The organism is Solwaraspora sp. WMMD937 (assembly GCF_029581175.1).
Lineage (GTDB): Bacteria > Actinomycetota > Actinomycetes > Mycobacteriales > Micromonosporaceae > Micromonospora_E.
The window spans coordinates 1,468,648-1,491,430 of record NZ_CP120738.1 but is presented as its reverse complement, the minus strand read 5'-3'; the positions used below and the strand labels follow the sequence as shown (position 1 = coordinate 1,491,430).

Sequence of the window (22,783 nt, the reverse complement as noted above, 5' to 3'; positions counted from 1 at the left end):
GGTGGTCTGCGACCCATAGGAGGGCTGGGGAGCACGGTCCTAGCGTCGCCGCAGCGGGAGTCCCGGGACCCCGCCGGAGAGGGGCGAGTCCACATGCACGCTGTCCACAACGTCGTCCTGCCCAGCGTGGTCCGCGGCACGGGCCCAGGGCTGGTGCTCGTGCACGGCGCCGGGGCAACCGGGGACAGCACGTACGGGCGGCTGATCAGTGGCCTGGCCGCCGGCCACGGGGTCGTGGCGCCGGACTACTCCAAGCTCACCACAGGCGCCACGGTCGACATCGACGCCCTTGCCGACTGGCACGTCGAAGCGGCACTGCGTGCCGGGCACGAGCGGTTCGCCATGGCCGGGCACTCGCTGGGCAGCATGATCGCCACGCGGGCCGCCGTGCGCCACCCGGACCGGGTGACCGCGCTCGTGCTCACCTCCGCCTTCGCCCGGGCCCCCGCGTCCACCCGGCTCAAACTGCGGGTCTGGCGTGGCCTGCTCGACGGTGGCCGAGGGTTGCTGGCGCGCTACCTGATGTCGTTGATGCTCAGCGACCGCTACCTCGACGCCATGTCCGAGGACCAGATCGACGGCTTCGCCGAGCTCGTTGCCCTCACCACCGGTGCCGGCAGCGCCGAGCAGATCGAGCTGGCGCTCCGCCTCGATGTGCGCGCCGACCTGGCCAGGATCAGCGTGCCGACGCTGGTGATCGCCACCAGCGACGACCACCTGGTGCCGGCCGCGGTCTCCGGCGAACTGATCGACCACCTGAGCGCCGCCGTCTCCGCGACCCTGCCATGCGGGCACCTGCCCGCCCTGGAGTGCCCGCAGGAGTGGCAGCGACTGATCGAAGACTTCCTTACGGCGGTCAACTCGGACGGAGCGGCCCAGTGACGCACACCCCGAACATCACCTCGGCGGGCCACGGCCCGATCGCCGTCGTCGGCCTGTCCTGCCGGCTGCCCGGCGCCGACAGCCCCGACGCCTTCTGGCGCCGGCTCACCGGTGGCCGGACGACCATCACCGAGGTTCCCGTCGACCGCTGGGACGCCTCCGCCGACCCGACCGGTGCACGCTGGGGGTCCTTCCTCGACCGGGTCGACGAGTTCGATCCGGGCTTCTTCGGCGTCTCTCCCCGCGAGGCGGCCGCGATCGACCCGCAGCAGCGGCTGGCGCTCGAGCTCAGCTGGGAGGCGCTCGAGCACGCGGGCGTTGTGCCCGCCGCCGTCGCCGGGAGCCGGGCCGGGGTGTACCTGGCCGCCATGCACGACGACTACGCGCTCCTGACCCATCTGAACCACGGTGACGAGCCCAGTCGGCACACGTTCACCGGGGTGCAGCGCAGCCTGCTCGCCAACCGCATCTCCTATCTCCTGCGCGCGCACGGCCCGAGTCTGACCGTCGATACCGGACAGTCGTCGTCGTTGGTCGCTGTCCACCTGGCGGTGGAGAGCCTGCGCTCGGGCGAGACCGACCTCGCGATCGCCGGAGGTGTCAACCTGATCCTCGCCCCGGAGAGCTCCCGGGCGGCGGAACGCTTCGGCGCGCTGTCGCCCGACGGCCGCTGCCGGACCTTCGACGCCGCTGCCAACGGTTTCGTCCGCGGTGAGGGCGGTGGCGTGGTCGTCCTGAAGCGCCACCAGGACGCCCAGGCCGCCGGGGACACCGTCCTCGCTCTGATCCGTGGCACCGCGGTCAACAACGACGGGGGCGGCGACGGGCTCACCGCACCGTCGCAGGCGGCCCAGCGCGAGGTCCTGAGGCTGGCGCACGAGCGCTCCGCCACGCCCGCGACCGGCATCGGCTACATCGAGCTGCACGGCACCGGCACCCCGGTCGGCGACCCTGTCGAGGCCGCCGCGCTGGGCGCCGTCCTCGGCGCCGCACGTCCCGGCTCGCCGCTGCCGGTCGGCTCGGCCAAGACCGTGGTCGGGCACCTGGAGGGGGCGGCCGGCGTCATCGGACTCGTCAAGGTCGTCCTGGCGCTGCGGCACCGGGAACTGCCCCCGAGCCTGGGATTCGAGACGCCGCACCCGGACATCCCGCTCGACGACCTGAACCTGCGGGTCGTCACCGAGACGGAACCGTGGCCGCACACCGGTTCCCCCCGCACGGCGGGCGTCAGCGCGTTCGGCATGGGCGGCACCAACTGCCACGTCGTGCTTTCCGAGCCCGGCACCGAACCAGCCACCCCCCAGGAGGCACAGCCCGGGACGCTGCCGTTCGCGATCTCCGGACGTACGCCGGCCGCCCTGCGGGCCCAGGCAGCCAGGCTGCGCGAGTACCTCACCCCGGACAGCGACCTCGCCGGCGTGAGCCACTCGCTGGCCGCCACCCGGGCGGGCTTCGAGCAGCGCGCGATGGTGCTCGCCGACGACCACGACTCACTGCTGCGCGGGCTGGACGCCCTCGCCGCCGGTCGGCGGTCCGGCTCCGTCGTCCGGGGAACCACCGGTGCGGCCGGTCCCCTGGCCGTGCTCTTCTCCGGGCAGGGCAGCCAGCGCGCTGCCGCCGGGCGGGACTTGGCGGCGCGGTTCCCGGTCTTCGCCGACGCCCTGGCCGAGGTCTGCGCCGGCTTCGACCCACTGCTGCCCCAGCCGTTGCGGGACGTGCTCGACGCCGACCCCGGCACCCCGCTCGCCGCAGAGCTCGACCGCACCCGGTACACCCAGCCCGCGCTGTTCGCCGTCGAGGTCGCGCTGTTCCGGCTGCTCGAGAGCTTCGGCGCCGAGCCCGGCTTCCTGGCCGGGCACTCGATCGGCGAGCTGTCCGCCGCGTACGCCGCCGGGGTCCTGTCCCTCGCCGACGCCTGCCGCCTGGTCGCCGCGCGCGGGCGGCTCATGCAGGAGCTGCCCGAGGGCGGCGCGATGATCGCTGTCCGGGCCGCCGAGGCCGACGTGCTGCCGATCGTCGAGAGGCACGAGGACACGATCGCTGTGGCCGCCGTCAACGGGCCGGACTCCGTCGTGCTCTCCGGTGACGAGGACGTCGTGCGGGCCGTGGCCGGTGACCTCGCCGCACGCGGGCACAAGACCAAGCGGCTGCGGGTCAGCCACGCCTTCCACTCCCCGCGCATGGAACCGATGCTGGCCGCGTTCCGTGACGTCGTGGCGGGCCTCACCTTCCACGAGCCGCGCATCCCGGTGATCAGCGATCTCACCGGCGCGGTGGCCACCGCCGCCGAACTGGCGGACCCCGAGTACTGGGTGCGCCAGGTCCGGCACGCCGTCCGTTTCCACGACGTCGTACGGACCCTCGCCGAGGCCGGCTGCACCATGTTCCTGGAGCTGGGACCCGACGCGGTGCTCAGTCAGCTCGTCCGCGACAGCGTGCCCGGCGCCGTCGTCGCGCCGGCGCTGCGATCGGGGCGCCCGGAGCTGCGGACCTTCCTGGCCGCGCTGGCCGAACTGCACGTCCGCGGCCGGGACGTGGACTGGCGGCCGGTGACCGGCGTGCGGCGGGTGCCCCTGCCCACGTACGCCTTCCAGCGCAAGCGGTACTGGCTCACCGCCCGGGACACCCCCCGCCGGGTGGAACCGAGCGCCGCGCCGCGTCCGCAGCCCGTGGCGCAACCGGTTGTGCAAGCCGATCCAGAGGACCTGCTGCAGCTGGTGTGCGAGCACGCCGCTGCCGTGCTGGGCGCCGACAGCCCCGGCGACGTCGGGCCCGACGCGACGTTCCACGACCTCGGACTCGACTCGCTGATGGCGGTCGAGCTGCGCGACGCGCTCGCCGCCACCACGGGCCGACCCCTGAACCGGACCGCCCTGTTCGACCACCCGACCCCGCGCGCCGTCGCGACCCATCTCGCCGGAGCCCAGGCGTCCTCCGAGGTCTCGTCCGAGGCGGCGCCGGGCGAGCCGATCGCCGTGGTCGCCATGAGCTGCCGGCTACCCGGTGGCGTCACATCGCCCGAGCAGTTCTGGGAGCTGCTGCAGGACGGTCGTGACGCGATCACCGGCTTCCCCACCGACCGGGGCTGGGACCTCGACGCGCTCTACCACCCGGAGCCGGGCACGGCCGGGTGCACGTACACCCGGGCCGGCGGGTTCCTCGACGCCGCCGGCTTCGACGCGGCCTTCTTCGGCATCTCGCCCCGCGAGGCGACCGCCATGGACCCGCAGCAGCGACTGCTCGCGGAGACCGCCTGGGAGGCGCTGGAAAGCGGCGGCATCCACCCCGACGGGTTGCGTGGCAGCCGCACCGGGGTGTTCGTCGGCGTGACCGCGCAGGAGTACGGCCCCCGCCTGGCCGAGGCGCCCGAGGGTGTGGAGGGGCACACCCTGACCGGGACGGGCGTCAGCGTCGCCTCCGGTCGCATCGCCTACCTGTTCGGGCTGCAGGGCCCGGCGGTCACCGTCGACACGGCCTGCTCCTCGTCGCTCGTGGCGCTGCACCTCGCCGTGCAGTCGCTGCGCCAGGGCGAGTGCTCGCTTGCCTTCGCGGGCGGCGCCGCCGTCATGTCGAGTCCTGGCATGTTCGTCGAGTTCGCGCAGCAGCGCGGGCTGGCGCCGGACGGCCGGTGCAAGTCCTTTGGCGCCGCGGCCGACGGCACCGGCTGGTCCGAGGGTGTCGGCATGCTCGTGCTGGAACGGCTCTCCGACGCGCGGGCGCAGGGCCACCGGGTCCTGGCGGTGGTACGCGGCACCGCGGTCAACTCCGACGGCGCCAGCAACGGCCTGACCGCCCCGAACGGCGTGGCCCAGCAGCAGGTGATCCGGCAGGCCCTCGCCGCGGCGGGGCTGGGCGCGGCCGACGTGGACGCGGTCGAGGCCCACGGCACCGGGACCCGGCTCGGCGACCCGATCGAGGCCACCGCCCTGCAGGCCGCCTACGGCGTCGCCCGCACCGCCGAGCGGCCCCTGCTGCTCGGCTCGGTCAAGTCGAACATCGGCCACACCCAGGCAGCTGCCGGCGTGGTCGGCGTCATCAAGATGGTGCTCGCCATGAACCACGGCGTGCTCCCGCCGACGCTGCACGCCGAGGAGCCAAGCCCCGAGGTCGACTGGAGCTCCGGCACCCTGCGCCTGCTGACCCGGGAGGCCCCGTGGCCCGCGGCCGGTCGCCCGGCCCGCGCGGCGGTGTCGTCGTTCGGGATCAGCGGCACCAATGCCCACGCGATCCTGGAGGCCGGCCCGGCCGAGCCGGTCGCCCCGGCGGCCCCGGCCGGTCCGCAGGCGTGGGTGCTGTCCGGACGATCCGGACAGGCGGTGGCCGACCAGTCCGCCCGGCTGGCCGCGCACGTGGAGCGGCATCCCGCGACGAGCCTCGCCGACATCGGACGGACCCTCGCCGGCCGGGTCACCTTCGAGCACCGCGCCGCCGTGATCGCCAGCGACCCCGGTGGTTTCCGCACCGGTCTGCACGCTCTGGCCGCCGGCCGCTCTGCCCCGGATGTGGTGACCGGGCGGGCGACGCCGGGCGGCCTGGCCTATCTCTTCACCGGCCAGGGCAGCCAGCGGGCCGGGATGGGCGACGAGTTGCGCGCCACCTACCCGGTGTTCGCCGCCGCCCACGACGAGGTCCGAGCGGCCCTCGACCCCCACCTCGACGTGGCGCTGCGCGACGTCGGCGCCGACCTGCTCGGCCGGACCCGGTACGCCCAGGCCGCCCTCTTCGCCCACGAGGTGGCCCTGTTCCGGCTTCTGGAGCACTGGGGTGTGCGCCCCGGCCACCTGCTCGGCCACTCCATCGGGGAGGTCGCTGCGGCCCACGTCGCCGGAGTCCTCTCCCTCCCCGACGCGGCCGCCCTGGTCGGTGCCCGCGGCCGGTTGATGCAGTCGGCCACCGCCGGTGGTGCGATGGTCGCCGTCCAGGCCTCCGCCGAGGAGATCGCCGGCGACCTCGCCGGGCACGAAGGGCTGGTGTCGCTGGCCGCGATCAACGGTCCCGAGGCGGTCGTCGTCTCCGGTGACGCGGACGCCGCTGACCGGATCGCCGCCCGCTGGCGGGAACGGGGCCGCAAGGTCTCCCGGCTGAAGGTCAGCCACGCGTTCCACTCGCCGCACATGGACTCCGTCCTGGCCGAGTTCGACGCGGTCCTGCGCACCCTGACCTTCCACCCGCCGGCCATCCCGATCGTGTCCAACCTGACGGGAACCGTCGCCGGCGCCGAGGAACTGGCGGCACCGGACTACTGGACGCGGCACGTGCGGGAACCCGTACGGTTCCTCGACGGCGTCCGCCGGCTCGAAGCGGCAGGGGTCGGCGTCTACCTCGAACTCGGACCCGACGCCACGCTCACCGGCCTGGCCCAGGCGTGCCTGACCGGCAGCGACGGCGACGCAACCCTGATCGCGCTGAACCGCGCCGACCGCGGCGAGTCCGTCACCGTCACCGCCGCCCTGGCGACCGCCCACATCGCCGGCGTCCCGGTCGACTGGGCCACCGTGTTCGCCGGTGCCCGCCACACCGAGCTGCCCACCTACGCCTTCCAGCATCGCCGCTACTGGCTCGACACGCCGTCCGGCACCGGCGACCCCACCGGGTTCGGGCAGGGCGCCTCCGAGCACCCACTGCTCGGCGCCGTCCTGGGGCTGGCCGGCACCGGCACGACCGTCTTCACCGGCCGGCTAGGGCTGCGCACCCACCCGTGGCTGGCGGGGCACGTGATCGCCGGTACGCCCGTCCTGCCCGGCACCGCGTTCGCCGAACTGGCCGTCCGCGCCGGTGACGAGACCGGCTGTCCCGAGGTCACCGAGCTGACTGTGCAGACGCCGCTGACGATCCCGGCCGAGGGCAGCGTCCGGTTACAGATCGTCACAGGGGTGCCGGACCAGCGCGACGGCAGCCGCGCCGTGGAGATCTGGTCGGCCGCCGACGGGGGCGACGACTGGACCTGCCACGCCGTCGGCGCACTGGCGCCGGCTGCCACGCCGACGCCCGACCCGGTCAGCGGATGGCCCGGCACCGGCGCCGTGCCCGAGGATCTGTACGACCGGCTCGCCACCCTCGGGTACGGCTACGACGGGTCGTTCCGGGCCCTGGCCGGGCTCCGGGGGGCCGGTGACGACCTGTTCGCCGACGTGCAGCTGCCCCCGGACGCGCACGACGACGCTGCCCGGTTCGGCCTGCACCCCGCGTTGCTCGACGCCGTCCTGCACCCCCTCGTCCTGCGCCGGGCCGGTGCCGACGGTCAGCTCTGGCTGCCGTTCGCGTGGAGCGGGATGACGCTGCACGCCGCCGGGGCCACCGCTCTGCGGGCCCGTTGGACCCCGACCGGACCGGACACGTACGCCCTGCTCGCGGTGGACGGAGCCGGCAACCCGGTGGTGACGGTGGAGTCGCTGCTGCTGCGGCCCGCCCCGGCCGGCGTGTCGGTCACCTCCGGATCGGGCCGGCATCCCTCGTTGCGGCAGATGGCGTTCGTACCCGTGCCGTTGCCGGCCGGCCCGCACGAGCGGCGCGACGAGGTCGTCACCGCCGAGCCGGGCACCGTGCAGCAGACCACCGTCGCGGCCCTGCACCGGATCCAGCAGTGGCTGGCCGGGGACACGGCGGACACCCGACTCGTGTTCCGGACCTCGGGGGCCGTGGCCGCTGAGGGGGGCCAGGGACCGGACCTCGCCGCCGCCGCGCTGTGGGGTCTCGTCCGCAGCGCGCAGACCGAGCACCCGGACCGGTTCGTGCTCGTGGACGCCGACGACGCCTCACTGCCCGTACTGGACGCGGCACTGGCCACAGGGGAACCGCAACTCGTGCTGCGCGACGGGCTGGCCACCGCGCCGCGCCTGGTCGCCGCCCCCGCCGTCACGAGCGAGGTCACCGGCTTCACGCCCGGCGGGACGGTGCTGATCACCGGCGGCACGGGCGCGCTGGGCGCGTTGTTCGCCCGGCACCTCGTGACCGCCCACGGCGTACGGCACCTGCTGCTGACCAGCCGTAGCGGGCCTGCGGCCCCGGGTGCCGACGCGCTCGCCGCCGAACTGCGGGAACTCGGCGCCGACGTCCGCATCGCCGCCTGTGACGTGGCGGACGGGGCCCAGGTCGCGGCCCTCGTGGCCGCGATCCCCGCGGACCACCCGCTGAACGGGGTCGTCCACGCGGCGGGCGTGCTGGCCGACGCCACCGTGGAGAACCTCACCCCCGCCGGGCTCGACGCCGTGCTGCGGGCCAAGGCGACGTCGGCGTGGAACCTGCACGAGGCCACCGCCGGCACCGGCCTTGCGGTGTTCGTGCTGTTCTCCTCGATCGCCGGCATCATCGGCAACGCGGGCCAGGGCAACTATGCGGCAGCGAACCGCTACCTCGACGCGCTCGCCCAGCACCGGCACTCGAAGGGACTCCCCGCCACCTCGCTCGCGTGGGGCCTGTGGTCGCTCGGTACCGGCATGGCCGGGTCGCTCGCCCCCGCCGAGCTGGCCCGCTGGACCCGGCTGGGAATCACGGCGATGCCCGCCGCCACCGGGCTGGAGCTGTTCGACGCCGCCCTGCGCTCGCCCGAGCCGGTGCTGGTGCCCGCCACTGTCGAACCGGCCGCCGCCCAGGCACTCCCCGGCGAGCTGCGCGATCTCGTCCGCGCCCCGCGCCGGCGTGCGGCCGCCGCCACCTCCGAGGGCTCCTCCTGGATCCAGCGGACGGCCGCTCTGCCGGTCCCCGAGCGCGAACGCGAGGTGCTTGCACTGGTCCGCGGCGCGGTCGCGCTCGTCCTGGGCCTCGACGGCCCCGGCGCCGCCGACCCCGAGCACACCTTCCGCGAGCTCGGCTTCGATTCGATGACCGGCGTGGAGCTGCGCAACCGCCTGTACGCGGCCACCGGCGAACGGCTGCCCACCACGCTCGTCTTCGACTACCCGACGCCGGCCGGCGTGGCCGGGTATCTGCTCGGCCGGATGTCCGTCGCGCAACCGCAGGTCGTCGCGGAACTGCCGGCCCCGGCCGACGACCCCATCGTGATCGTCGGCATGGCCTGTGCCTATCCCGGCGGCGTACGCAGCCCCGACGACCTCTGGCGGCTGGTCGACGAGGGCGTGGACGCGATCGGCGAGTTCCCCGGCGACCGCGGCTGGGACGTCGACGATCTGTACGACCCCGACCCCGAGCGGACCGGCAAGTCTTTGACCCGCGAGGGCGGCTTCCTCTACGACGCCGCCGACTTCGACCCGGAGTTCTTCGGCATCTCACCGCGGGAGGCGCTGGCGATCGACCCGCAGCAGCGGCTGCTGCTGGAGACCGCGTGGGAGGCGATGGAACACGCCGGGATCGACCCCCAGGACCTGCGTGGCAGCCGGACCGGGGTGTTCACCGGCCTGATGTACCACGACTACGCCTCCCGGATGCCGGTCGCGCCGGACGGGTTCGAGGGCTATCTGCTCACCGGGAACACGGGCAGTGTCGCGTCCGGGCGGGTGTCCTACACGTACGGTTTCGAGGGCCCGGCCGTCACGGTGGACACCGCGTGCTCCTCGTCGCTGGTGTCGTTGCACCTGGCCGCGCAGGCGCTGCGTGCCGGGGAGTGCTCCGTCGCACTGGCCGGCGGGGTGACGGTCATGTCCACACCGCACACGTTCGTGGAGTTCAGCCGGCAGCGCGGGTTGTCCCCGGACGGGCGGTGCCGGGCGTACTCCGACGACGCCGCCGGCACGGGGTGGGGCGAGGGCGCCGGCATGCTCGTGCTGGAACGGCTCTCCGACGCCCGCCGCCACGGCCGTCGCATCCTCGCGGTCGTACGGGGCAGCGCGGTCAATCAGGACGGCGCGTCCAACGGGCTGACCGCCCCGAACGGTCCGTCCCAGGAACGGGTCATCCGGCAGGCGCTGGCCGTCGCAGGGCTCAGCCCGGCCGACGTGGACGCGGTCGAGGGACACGGCACCGGCACCCGGCTGGGCGACCCGATCGAGGCCGGTGCGCTGCTGGCCACGTACGGACAGGAGCGCTCCGGGGACCAGCCGCTGTGGCTCGGCTCGCTGAAGTCCAACATCGGCCACACACAGGCCGCGGCCGGCGTCGGCGGCGTGATCAAGATGGTGCTCGCCATGCGCCACGGCCGGTTGCCGCGCACGTTGCACGCGGGGCAGCCGTCGACCCGCGTCGACTGGGAGTCCGGGGCTGTCGCGCTGCTCACCGAGGCAGTCGAGTGGCCCGGGACGGGCCGCGCACGCCGGGCGGCAGTGTCGTCGTTCGGGATCAGCGGCACCAACGCGCACGTGATCCTGGAAGCGCCCGACCCGGCGCCACCGGCCGGCGAACCGGTGGACGAGCCGGCCGGTGTGCTGCCGTTCGTGCTCTCCGGCCGCACCGCCGCGGCCCGCCGGGACCGGGCCCGCCAGCTCCTCGACGTCGTCGGCGATCCGCGGATCCCGCTCACGGGCATCGGCCGCGCCCTCGCCGGGCGGGCGCGGTTCGACAGCCGGGCGGTCGTGCTCGCCGGTGACCGGGCCGGGCTCCGCGAGGGCCTGGCCGCGCTGGCCGTCGGGGAGCCCGCCGACGACGTCATCAACGGTACGGCCGGCGCCAGCGCCGGCGGCGCGGTGTTCGTCTTCCCCGGCCAGGGCTCGCAATGGGTCGGCATGGCCGTGGACCTGCTCGCCACCGCCCCCGTCTTCGCCGCCCGGATGGCCGAGTGCGCCGAGGCGCTGGAGCGCCACGTCGACTGGTCGCTGCTCGCCGTGCTGCGTGACGAGCCCGGGTGTGCCGACATCGGCCGCGTAGACGTCGTCCAGCCCGTGCTGTTCGCGATGATGGTCAGCCTCGCCGCCCAGTGGCGCTCCTACGGCGTCGAGCCGGCCGCGGTGATCGGGCACTCCCAGGGGGAGATCGCCGCGGCCTGCGTGGCGGGCGCGCTCTCGCTCGACGACGCCGCGCGCGTGGTGGCCCTGCGCAGCAAGGCACTCGTACCGCTGGCCGGCGGTGGCGGCATGGTGTCCGTGCCGCTACCGCTGGACCAGGTCGAAGCGAGGATCGCCGGGTTCGGCGGCCGCGTGTCCGTCGCCGCGGTGAACGGGCCGGCGTCGATCGTCGTCGCCGGCGAGAACACGGCCCTCGACGAACTGATCGCCGGCTGTACGGCCGACGACGTGCGGGCCCGCCGCGTACCGGTGGACTACGCGTCGCACTCGGCGCAGATGGATCAGCTCGAGGAGCACCTGCTCACCGATCTGGCCCCGATCACGCCGCAGCGCCCGGAGATCCCGTTCTACTCCACGGTCACCGTCGCGGCTGTGGACGAGGACGCCCTCGCTGCGGGTGCCTTCAGCGCCGCGTACTGGCACCGGAACCTGCGGCAGACCGTGCAGTTCGACCCGGCCATGCGGCTCCTGCTGGAGCACGGCCACCGGATCTTCGTCGAGAGCAGCGCCCACCCGGTGCTCACGGTGGGTATGCAGAGCGTCGCCGAGGCCGCGGGTCTGGCCGGCGAGACCGTGGTCACCGGCACGTTGCGTCGTGACCAGGGCTCCCTCACCCGGCTGCTCGGCTCGGTGGCCGAGGCGTACGCCGGCGGTCTGCGCGTCGACTGGTCCACTGCCTTCGCCCCCACAGTCCCGGTCGCCGAACTGCCGACGTACCCGTTCCAGCGCAGCCGCTTCTGGCTGGAGCCGAGCGCGGCTGTCTCGCTCGCGGGGTCGGGGCTCACCGGACTGGACCATCCACTGCTGCTCGGCGCGGTCACCGTGGCCGAGGGGGACACCGTGCTGTTCACCGGCTCGCTGTCGGTGAAGGCGCAGCCGTGGCTGACCGACCACCGGGTCGGCGACTCGATCGTGCTGCCGGGCGCGGCCTTCGTCGAGCTTGCGATCCGCGCCGCCGACCATGTCGGCGCGGCCGTGCTGGAGGACCTGACCCTGCAGGCACCGCTCTTCGTGCCGGAGTCCGGCTCGGTGCGCTTCCAACTCGCGGTGGCCGGCGCCGCCGACGACTCCGGACGCCGGTCTGTCACCGTGCATTCGCAGCCGGGTGACGACCAGCCGTGGATCCGGCACGCCTCCGGCACGATCGGCTCCGGACCGAGGGCTTCTGTGCCGGCCCTGCGCTGGCCGCCGCCTGGCGAGCGGATGGACCTGACCGGCGCATACGACCGGCTGGCCGCCCACGGGCTGGGCTACGGCCCGCTGTTCCAAGGGCTGCGCGCGTGCTGGCGCCACGGCGACGACACCTACGCCGAGGTGCGGCTGGACGCCGAACCCGGCGGGTTCGGCATCGTCCCGGCGTTGCTGGACGCGGCGTTGCATCCGCTCGCCCTGGCCGGCGCCACCGAACCGGGCACGGTCTCGCTGCCGTTCTCGTGGCGGGGCGTGCGGTTGCACGCCACCGGGGCGACCACCCTGCGGGTACGGCTCGCCGTACGCGGTGACACCACGGCGCTGACCATGACCGACGCCACCGGTCTGCCGGTCCTCGACGCCGAGGCGCTGACGCTGCGCCCCGTCCGGCTCGACCAGTTCGTCCCGGCCGGGGCCCGGCTCCCGCTCTACCAGGTCGGCTGGGCACCCGTGACCCCCCGCGACGACGGCCCGGACGTCGTCGTCGTCGACGACCTCACCGCGCTGCCCGGCGGGACGGTGCCCGGCGTCGTCGCCGTGGCGGTCGTCGTCTCCTCCGACCCGCTGACCGGCGTTCACGACCGCACCGCGGCCACCGTCGCCCTGATGCGGGCCTGGCTCAGCGACGCCCGGTTCGCCGACGCCCGCCTGATGCTCGTGACCCGCGCGGCGACGGCCCCCGGTCCCGGGGATGTCCCGGACCCGGCGGCTGCGGCCGTCTGGGGTCTCGTCCGGTCGGCGCAGTCCGAGCATCCTGGCCGGTTCCTCGTGCTCGATCTCGCCCCGGACGCCGTGCTCGACACCGACATGGTGGCGGCGGCAGCGGCCTGCGGCGAACCCCAGCTCGCGCTGCGCGGGGAGACGCTGACCGCACCGCGGCTCGCCGTCGCGGGCGGCGCCGCGGAACCGGCCGCGTCCTGGGACCCCGCCGGGACTGTCCTGGTCACCGGCGGCACCGGCCTGCTCGGCTCGCAGATCGCCCGGCATCTGGTGGCCCGGTACGGCGTCCGGCGTCTCGTGCTCGCCGGCCGCCGTGGCCCCGCAGCGCAGGGTGCCGCCGAGTTGCACGCTGAACTTACCGCGGCCGGCGCCCACGTCACCCTCGCGGCGTGCGATGCCGCCGACCGCGAGGCCCTGCGGGTCCTGCTGGCCGACATCCCCGCGGAGCATCCGCTGACGGCGGTCGTGCACACGGCGGGTGTACTCGACGATCACACCGTCGAGCGGCTCGAACCGGCGCACCTGACCGCGGTGCTGCGCCCCAAGGCCGACGCCGCATGGCACCTGCACGAGCTGACCCGAGACCTCGGGCTCAGCCGCTTCGTGCTGTTCTCGTCGCTCGCCGGCACCGTCGGGACGCCCGGCCAGGCCAACTACGCCGCCGCGAACGCCTTCCTCGACGCCCTCGCCCAGGCCCGTCGCGCCGCCGGGCTGCCCGCGACCGCCCTCGCCTGGGGTCTGTGGTCGCAGGGCAGCGCAATGACCGGGCACCTCGACAAGACGGCCCTGACCCGGATGGCGGGGGCGGGCATCGCCGGAATCGACCTCGACCAGGGGCTGGCCCTGTTCGACGCCGCGCTGCAGGCCGGCGAGCCGGTCACCGTGCCGGCCCGGCTCAACCTGGCCTCGCTGCGGGCCCTGTCCGCCGCCGGCACCCTGCCACCGATCTACGAGCAGCTGGTCCCGGGCGTACGGCGGGCCGCCGCGGTGGCCGGGGAACCCGGACGGTTCGCCGGGCTGGCGGTGGAGGACCTCGGCCGGGAAGTGCCCGACCTCGTCCGGCGCGCGGTCGCCGCGGTCCTCGGTTACGCGACGCCGGACACCCTCGACACCCGGCGCGCGTTCCACGAGCTCGGCTTCGACTCCCTCGCCGCCATCGACGTACGCAACCGTCTGAACGCGGCCACCGGGCTGAGCCTGCCCGCGACCACCGTGTTCGACCATCCCACCGTGCAGGAGCTGACCGCCCACCTCCTCGACGTGCTCGGCGGCCCTGCGGATGCCGGTGACAGGGCGGCCGCCGTGGAGGTGTCGGCCGGTGACCCCATCGCGATCGTGGCGATGAGCTGCCGTTATCCCGGTGGCGTGGCCTCCCCGGAGGATCTGTGGCGACTGGTGGACGAGGGTGTGGACGCGATCGGCCCGTTCCCGACGGACCGGGGGTGGGACGTCGACGGCCTGTACGACCCCGACCCGGACCACCCCGGCACCTCCTACACCCGGACGGGTGGCTTCCTGCACGACGCGGCCCTGTTCGACCCCGGCTTCTTCGGCATGAGCCCACACGAGGCGACCGCCACCGATCCGCAGCACCGGCTGCTGCTGGAGACCGCGTGGGAGGCGTTCGAGCGGGCCGGCATCGACCCGGGCACGCTGCACGGCACCGACACCGGCGTCTTCGCCGGGCTGATGCTGCACGACTACGAACGGGCACCCGGCTCGGCACCGGAGAACCTCGAGGGACAACTGGCCGTCGGCAGCGCCCCGAGCGTCGCCTCCGGCCGCGTCTCGTACGCGTTCGGCCTCCAGGGTCCGGCCGTGACGGTGGATACCGCGTGTTCGTCGTCGTTGGTGGCGTTGCATCTTGCTGTGCAGTCGTTGCGGCAGGGTGAGTGTTCGCTGGCCCTGGCCGGGGGTGTGACCGTGATGGCCACCGCCAACCTGTTTGTGGAGTTCAGCCGGCAGCGTGGGTTGTCCCCGGACGGGCGGTGCCGGGCGTTCGCCGACGACGCGGACGGCACCGGCTGGGGTGAGGGGGTGGGCTGGCTGCTGCTGGAGCGGTTGTCCGACGCGCAGCGTCTGGGGCATCGGGTGTTGGCGGTGGTGCGGGGTTCGGCGGTGAATCAGGACGGGGCGTCGAACGGGTTGACGGCGCCGAACGGTCCGGCGCAGCAGCGGGTGATTCGGCGGGCGTTGGCGTCGGCGGGGTTGTCGGGTGCTGATGTGGACGTGGTGGAGGCGCACGGTACGGGGACGCGGTTGGGTGATCCGATCGAGGCGCAGGCGTTGCTGGCGACGTACGGGCAGGGTCGTGATCGTCCGTTGTGGCTGGGTTCGTTGAAGTCGAACATCGGGCATACGCAGGCTGCGGCGGGGGTCGCCGGGGTGATCAAGATGGTGTTGGCCATGCAGCACGGTGTCATGCCCCGCACCCTGCACGTCGATGTGCCGACGTCCGAGGTGGACTGGTCAGCCGGTTCGGTCTCCCTGCTCGCCGCCGCGCGGCCCTGGCCCCAGGGCGACGAGCCCCGCCGGGCAGCGGTGTCCTCGTTCGGTATCAGCGGCACGAACGCGCACGTGGTTCTGGAGCAGGGTGCGCCGGTCGGGGTGGGGTCGGATCTGGTGCTTCCGGCGGTGCCTTGGTTGGTGTCGGGTCGTAGTCCGCAGGCGGTTCGGGAGCAGGCTGTCCGGTTGTTGTCGGTGTCGGCGTCGGCGGAGGATGTGGGGTTTTCGTTGGCGTGCAGGCCGGCTTTCGAGCATCGTGCGGTGGTCGTCGGGCGGGAGCAGGTGCTGGCCGGGTTCGATGTGGAGTCGGTGTCGCCGGGTTCGTTGGCGGTGATGTTCACGGGTCAGGGTGCGCAGCGTGTGGGTATGGGTGCCGAATTGTATGGGCGGTATCCGGTGTTTGCTGCTTCTTTTGATGAGGTTCGGGCTTTGTTGCCGGTGGACGTTGACGGTGACATGTCGTTGACGGGGGTGGCGCAGCCAGCGTTGTTCGCGTTCGAGGTGGCGTTGTTCCGGTTGGTGGAGTCGTGGGGGGTGCGGCCTGCTTTCGTGGGCGGGCACTCGGTGGGTGAGATCGCGGCTGCGCATGTGGCGGGTGTGTTGTCTCTGGTGGATGCGTGTCGTTTGGTGCGGGCGCGGGCGGAGTTGATGCAGGCGTTGCCGGTCGGTGGGGTGATGGTGGCCGTTGCCGCGTCGGAGGACGTGGTGCGGCCGTTGTTGTCGGGCGTGGTGGACATCGCCGCGGTCAATGGTGCCGAGTCGGTTGTGGTGTCGGGTGCTGTTGACGATGTGGATGCCGTGGTGGCGCGGTTGGGTGGGGTGCGGACGCGCCGGTTGGAGGTGTCGCATGCGTTCCATTCGCCGTTGATGGATCCGATGTTGGATGATTTCGCGGCGGTGGTGGACGGGTTGTCGTTCGGTGTGCCGCGGATTCCTCTGGTTCGTGATGTTTCTGGGTCGGGTTACTGGGTTCGGCATGTGCGCGAGTGCGTGCGTTTCGCTGATGATGTGTCGGTGTTGGCAGGGTCGGGTGTGTCGACGTTTCTGGAGTTGGGTCCGGATGCGGTGTTGTCGGCCATGGGTGAGGGACAGTGGGTTGCCGCTCAGCGTCGTGGCCACGGCGAGGCGGTGGCTCTGGCCGAGGCGATGGGCCGGTTGTGGGCACGTGGGGTCGAGGTGGACTGGGCGTCGTACTTCGCCGGGGCGCAGCGGGTGGACCTGCCGACCTACGCGTTCCAGCACGAGCGTTTCTGGCTGACCCCGCAGCCGGCGTCGCGGGCCGACACCGAGTTCTGGGACCTGGTCGACCGGTCGGCCGTCGAGGAGTTCTCCACCGAGGACACCGAACGCGTCACGCTGCAAGACGCCCTCCCGGTGCTCGCCCGATGGCGACAGCGCCGGCAGGCACACACCGACGAGCTGCTCTACCACGTCACCTGGAGGCCCGTCCCCGAACCCGCCGCCCGGCTCTCCGGCACCTGGCTCATCCTGGCGCCGGGCCAGGTGACACCACAGATCCAGCGGTGCCTCGACGCGGTGCCGGACCACCTGCCGCTGACGGTCGACGTCCACGACCGGGAGCAGGCCGCCGAAGCCCTGCGCGAGGTGGCGGGAAAGCCCTACGCCGGTGTCCTCTCGCTGCTGGCCCTCGGTGCGGCCGACGCGCTCGCCGACGCCACGACGCTCGCCACCGTCATACAGGCGCTCGGTGACGCCGCCCTCTCGGCGCCCCTGTGGTGCGTCACCAGCGGCGCCTGCGGGCCCGACGAGATCACGGCACCCCGGCAGGCCATGCTCTGGGGACTCGGCCGGGTCGCCGCCGTGGAGCACCCCGACCGCTGGGGTGGCCTCATCGACGTTCCCGCCACCCTGAGCACCGACGGATGGCGCCGCTTCGCCGTTGCTCTCGGTGGCCGCGAGGACCAGGTCGCGGTCCGCGACTCCGGCACGTACGGCCGCCGCTTCGTGCCCGCCACCGGCGCCGGCCAAAGTTGGCGGCCCCGTGGAACGGTCCTGGTCACCGGGGGCACCGGCGCGCTCGGCGTACACGTCGCCCGGTGGCTCGCCGAGCAGGGCGTCGATCGGTTGATCCTGACCAGCAGGCGCGGCGATCAGTCGCCCGGCGCCGCCGATCTCGTGGCGGAGCTGTCGGCGCTGGGTGCCACCACCACGATCGCCCGCGCGGACGCCGCCGACCCGGGTGCCATGCGGGATCTGCTCACCGGCGTCCCGCTGACCGCGGTGGTCCATGTCGCGGGCGTCCTCGACGACGGCCTGATCGACACGTTGACGCCCGACCGGTTGGCCGCAGTGACCCGGGCCAAGGCCGACGCCGTCGAGGTGCTGCATGAGCTGACCCGTGACCGCGACCTGGACGCCTTCGTCGTCTTCTCCTCGATCGCCGGAGTGGTCGGCGCCGAAGGTCAGGGCAACTACGCCGCCGCCAACGCCGCCGTGGACGCGTTGATCGACACCTACCGGGCGGCGGGCATGCCCGCTGCGGCCGTCGCATGGGGCCCGTGGGCGGGTGACGGCATGGCGCACGGCGAGGTCGGCCGGCAGCTCGGCGAGCGCGGGCTGGTCCCGATCGAACCCGCCGTCGCCTTGGCGGTGCTCGGCCGGGCCCTCGACCGGGGCGCGCACACCGTGGCTCGGGTCGCCTGGGACCGGTTCCGGCCGGCGTTCGGCGCGACGCGGCTCTTCGACGACGTCCCCGAGGCCGCGGCCCTCGCCGGCCCTCCCACCGGCGGTGGCCTCGCCGCGCGCCTGACCAGGCTGCCGCGCGCCGAGGCGGAGCAGTTCGTCGCCGAGCTCGTCCGCACCGAGGTCGCCGCCGTGCTCGGCCACACGGACGCGGTCTCGGTGGACCTCGACCAGGCGTTCCGGGACCTCGGCTTCGACTCGCTGACCGCCGTGCAGCTGCGTAACCGGTTGAGCCGGGCGACCGGGCTGGCCCTGCCCACCACGCTGGCCTTCGACCACCCCACTCCCGCCCTGCTCGCCGCCCATCTGCGGCGCGAGCTGACGGGGGAACCCGTGGATCCCGGCGCCGACGCCGTCGTCGCGGCCGTGGCCGACGACCCGATCGTCATCGTCGGGATGGCCTGCCGCTTCCCGGGCGGCGTGCAATCGCCGGAGGACCTGTGGGACCTCGTGGCCGGCGAGGTCGACGCGATCGGCCCGTTCCCGACGGACCGGGGGTGGGACGTCGACGGCCTGTACGACCCCGACCCGGACCACCCCGGCACGACGACCGTCCGGGAGGGTGGCTTCCTGACCGGTGCGGGCGACTTCGACGCGGCGTTCTTCGGGATCTCGCCGCGCGAGGCGACCGCCATGGATCCGCAGCAACGGCTGCTGCTGGAGACCGGATGGGAAGCGATGCAGCGCGCCGGCCTCGACCCCGCGTCGCTGCGCGGCAGCCAGGCCGGGGTGTTCGTCGGCAGCAACGGCCAGGATTACGCCACGCTGGCGCAAGCGGCAAGCGACGAGTACGCGGGATTCGGCGCAACCGGTGCCACCGCCAGCGTCATGTCCGGTCGCATCGCCTACACGTTCGGGTTCGAGGGTCCGGCCGTGACGGTGGATACCGCGTGTTCGTCGTCGTTGGTGGCGTTGCATCTTGCTGTGCAGTCGTTGCGGCAGGGTGAGTGTTCGCTGGCCCTGGCCGGGGGTGTGACCGTGATGGCCACCGCCAACCTGTTTGTGGAGTTCAGCCGGCAGCGTGGGTTGTCCCCGGACGGGCGGTGCCGGGCGTTCGCCGACGACGCGGACGGCACCGGCTGGGGTGAGGGGGTGGGCTGGCTGCTGCTGGAGCGGTTGTCCGACGCGCAGCGTCTGGGGCATCGGGTGTTGGCGGTGGTGCGGGGTTCGGCGGTGAATCAGGACGGGGCGTCGAACGGGTTGACGGCGCCGAACGGTCCGGCGCAGCAGCGGGTGATTCGGCGGGCGTTGGCGTCGGCGGGGTTGTCGGGTGCTGATGTGGACGTGGTGGAGGCGCACGGTACGGGGACGCGGTTGGGTGATCCGATCGAGGCGCAGGCGTTGCTGGCGACGTACGGGCAGGGTCGTGATCGTCCGTTGTGGCTGGGTTCGTTGAAGTCGAACATCGGGCATACGCAGGCTGCGGCGGGGGTCGCCGGGGTGATCAAGATGGTGTTGGCCATGCAGCACGGTGTCATGCCCCGCACCCTGCACGTCGATGTGCCGACGTCCGAGGTGGACTGGTCAGCCGGTTCGGTCTCCCTGCTCGCCGCCGCGCGGCCCTGGCCCCAGGGCGACGAGCCCCGCCGGGCAGCGGTGTCCTCGTTCGGTATCAGCGGCACGAACGCGCACGTGGTTCTGGAGCAGGGTGCGCCGGTCGGGGTGGGGTCGGATCTGGTGCTTCCGGCGGTGCCTTGGTTGGTGTCGGGTCGTAGTCCGCAGGCGGTTCGGGAGCAGGCTGTCCGGTTGTTGTCGGTGTCGGCGTCGGCGGAGGATGTGGGGTTTTCGTTGGCGTGCAGGCCGGCTTTCGAGCATCGTGCGGTGGTCGTCGGGCGGGAGCAGGTGCTGGCCGGGTTCGATGTGGAGTCGGTGTCGCCGGGTTCGTTGGCGGTGATGTTCACGGGTCAGGGTGCGCAGCGTGTGGGTATGGGTGCCGAATTGTATGGGCGGTATCCGGTGTTTGCTGCTTCTTTTGATGAGGTTCGGGCTTTGTTGCCGGTGGACGTTGACGGTGACATGTCGTTGACGGGGGTGGCGCAGCCAGCGTTGTTCGCGTTCGAGGTGGCGTTGTTCCGGTTGGTGGAGTCGTGGGGGGTGCGGCCTGCTTTCGTGGGCGGGCACTCGGTGGGTGAGATCGCGGCTGCGCATGTGGCGGGTGTGTTGTCTCTGGTGGATGCGTGTCGTTTGGTGCGGGCGCGGGCGGAGTTGATGCAGGCGTTGCCGGTCGGTGGGGTGATGGTGGCCGTTGCCGCGTCGGAGGACGTGGTGCGGCCGTTGTTGTCGGGCGTGGTGGACATCGCCGCGGTCAATGGTGCCGAGTCGGTTGTGGTGTCGGGTGCTGTTGACGATGTGGATGCCGTGGTGGCGCGGTTGGGTGGGGTGCGGACGCGCCGGTTGGAGGTGTCGCATGCGTTCCATTCGCCGTTGATGGATCCGATGTTGGATGATTTCGCGGCGGTGGTGGACGGGTTGTCGTTCGGTGTGCCGCGGATTCCTCTGGTTCGTGATGTTTCTGGGTCGGGTTACTGGGTTCGGCATGTGCGCGAGTGCGTGCGTTTCGCTGATGATGTGTCGGTGTTGGCAGGGTCGGGTGTGTCGACGTTTCTGGAGTTGGGTCCGGATGCGGTGTTGTCGGCCATGGGTGAGGGACAGTGGGTTGCCGCTCAGCGTCGTGGCCACGGCGAGGCGGTGGCTCTGGCCGAGGCGATGGGCCGGTTGTGGGCACGTGGGGTCGAGGTGGACTGGGCGTCGTACTTCGCCGGGGCGCAGCGGGTGGACCTGCCGACCTACGCGTTCCAGCACGAGCGTTTCTGGCTGACCCCGCAGCCGGCGTCGCGGGCCGACACCGAGTTCTGGGACCTGGTCGACCGGTCGGCCGTCGAGGAGTTCTCCACCGAGGACACCGAACGCGTCACGCTGCAAGACGCCCTCCCGGTGCTCGCCCGATGGCGACAGCGCCGGCAGGCACACACCGACGAGCTGCTCTACCACGTCACCTGGAGGCCCGTCCCCGAACCCGCCGCCCGGCTCTCCGGCACCTGGCTCATCCTGGCGCCAACCGTCGCCGACGTGCCAGAGGACTGCCTGAAGGCTCTCGCCGTCGCGGGTGCCCAGCCTGTCACCGTCACCGGTGACGACCTGCCCGGCGCCGCGACGGACGCGGCCGGTGTGCTGGCCCTGCCACCTCTGGACCCCGCCACCCTCGCGGCCACGGTCCGGACGCTCGGCGCGGCCGGGATCCGTGCGCCGCTCTGGGTCCTCACCCGGGACGCCACGGGCCAGGACGGGCCGCCCGCGGCCGGGCAGGCCGCGGTATGGGGCCTGGGCCGGGTCGCCGCCCTCGAGCACCCGGACCGTTGGGGCGGGCTCATCGACCTGCCCGAGACCACGGCCACCCCGGCGTGGGCCCGGGTCGCGGCCGCGCTCGGCGGCGCCGAGGACCAGGTCGCCGTACGCGCGACCGGTCTCGTCGCCCGCCGGATCGTGCCCGCCCCGGCCCGGCCCGGCAAGCCGTGGGAGCCCACCGGCACCGTCCTCATCACCGGCGGCACCGGGGCGCTGGGTGGTCACGTCGCCCGTGCGCTGGCCGCCGCGGGAGACGCCCACCTGTTGCTGGTCAGCCGGCGTGGCATCGACGCTCCCGGCGCCCGCGAGCTGGCCGCCGACCTGACCGCAACCGGCACCGCGGTCACCGTGGCCGCCTGTGACATCGCCGACCGGGACGCGCTGACGGGCCTGCTCGCCACGCTGCCGGCCGACCGCCCACTGACGGCTGTGCTGCACGCTGCCGGGACGTTGCACGACGCCACTGTGGAGACGGTCACCGCCGAGCAGGTACGCGACGTGCTGCGCCCGAAGGTGGACGCGTACGCCGCCCTGCGGGACGTGACCCGCGGCCACGACCTGACCGCGTTCGTAGCGTTCTCCTCGCTCGCGGGCGTGGTCGGTCAGCCGGGCCAGGGCGTGTACGCGGCGGCGAACGCGGCCCTGGACGCCATGGCACAGGCTTACCGGGCCGAAGGGGTGCCGGCGCTGTCCGTTGCCTGGGGCCCCTGGATCGACGGCGGCATGGCGGCGGCGCACGCCGAACGGCTGCGCCACCAGGGCATCACGCCGTTGCAGACCGGCCCCGCACTCGCGGCGCTGTGGCAGGCGATCGCCCAGGACGAGGCCACCGTGACCATCGCCGACCTCGACTGGCAACGGTTCGCCGCGGCGCGCGGCGTCACTCCGTCGATCGCGGCCCTCGTCCCGGCCGCGCCGCTCGCCGCAGTCCCCGATCCCGCGCTGCCGGAACGGCTGGCCGCGGCGCCGGAGACCGACCGCGACCGCATGCTGGTGCGGCACGTCCAGGAGGAAGCCGCCGCTCTGCTCGGCCACGCCGACCCGGCGGTCGTCACTGCGGGCGCCGCGTTCCGCGACCTGGGCTTCGACTCGCTCAGCGCCGTCCAGCTGCGCAACCGGCTCGCCGCCGCCACCGGGCTCGACCTGCCCACCGGGCTGGTGTTCGACCATCCCACCCCGGCGGCGCTGGGCGCGTTCCTACGGGCCCGGCTGGCGCCGGCGGACGTGGACGCCGGCCCGCTGGCCACCCTGGACCGGTTGACGGAGGACCTCTTCCGTGACGGTCCGGCCGGTCTCGACCCGGCGCTCCGCGACCAGCTCTCCGGGCGGCTCGAGGCCGTGCTGACCCGGCTCCGCGCGCAGTCCCCCGGCTTCGACGAGACCTTGCTGGACTCCGCCGACGACGACGAGATCTTCCGGATCATCGACGAGGACCTCGGGCTGTCCTGATCGCACCCCGTCCGATCAGCCGGGGGAGACGCCGATTACCTCGGGATGGCCCGGGCCGTGGACATCCGGAACTGTGTCGGCCCGGGTCCGGCTGG

General features: G+C 73.6%; 2 protein-coding genes. Both read left to right on the top strand.

The annotated features are described in order from the left end of the window. The first annotated feature begins 93 nt into the window (after positions 1-93). Positions 94-882 (top strand): alpha/beta hydrolase, encoded by a 789-nt coding sequence (locus tag O7621_RS06410; protein WP_282233171.1) that lies wholly within the window; start codon positions 94-96, stop codon positions 880-882. Then, the gene (locus O7621_RS06405; protein ID WP_282233170.1) at positions 879-22,688 is read left to right on the top strand and encodes a type I polyketide synthase; all 21,810 of its coding nucleotides are present in this window, start codon (positions 879-881) and stop codon (positions 22,686-22,688) included. Before O7621_RS06410 ends, O7621_RS06405 begins: the two co-directional genes overlap by 4 nt. Positions 22,689-22,783: the final 95 nt, after the last annotated feature.

Bases quoted from the DNA above. Each gene is read 5' to 3' on its own strand.
- O7621_RS06410 (WP_282233171.1), top strand. From the start codon at position 94: ATGCACGCTGTCCACAACGTCGTCCTGCCCAGCGTGGTCCGCGGCACG.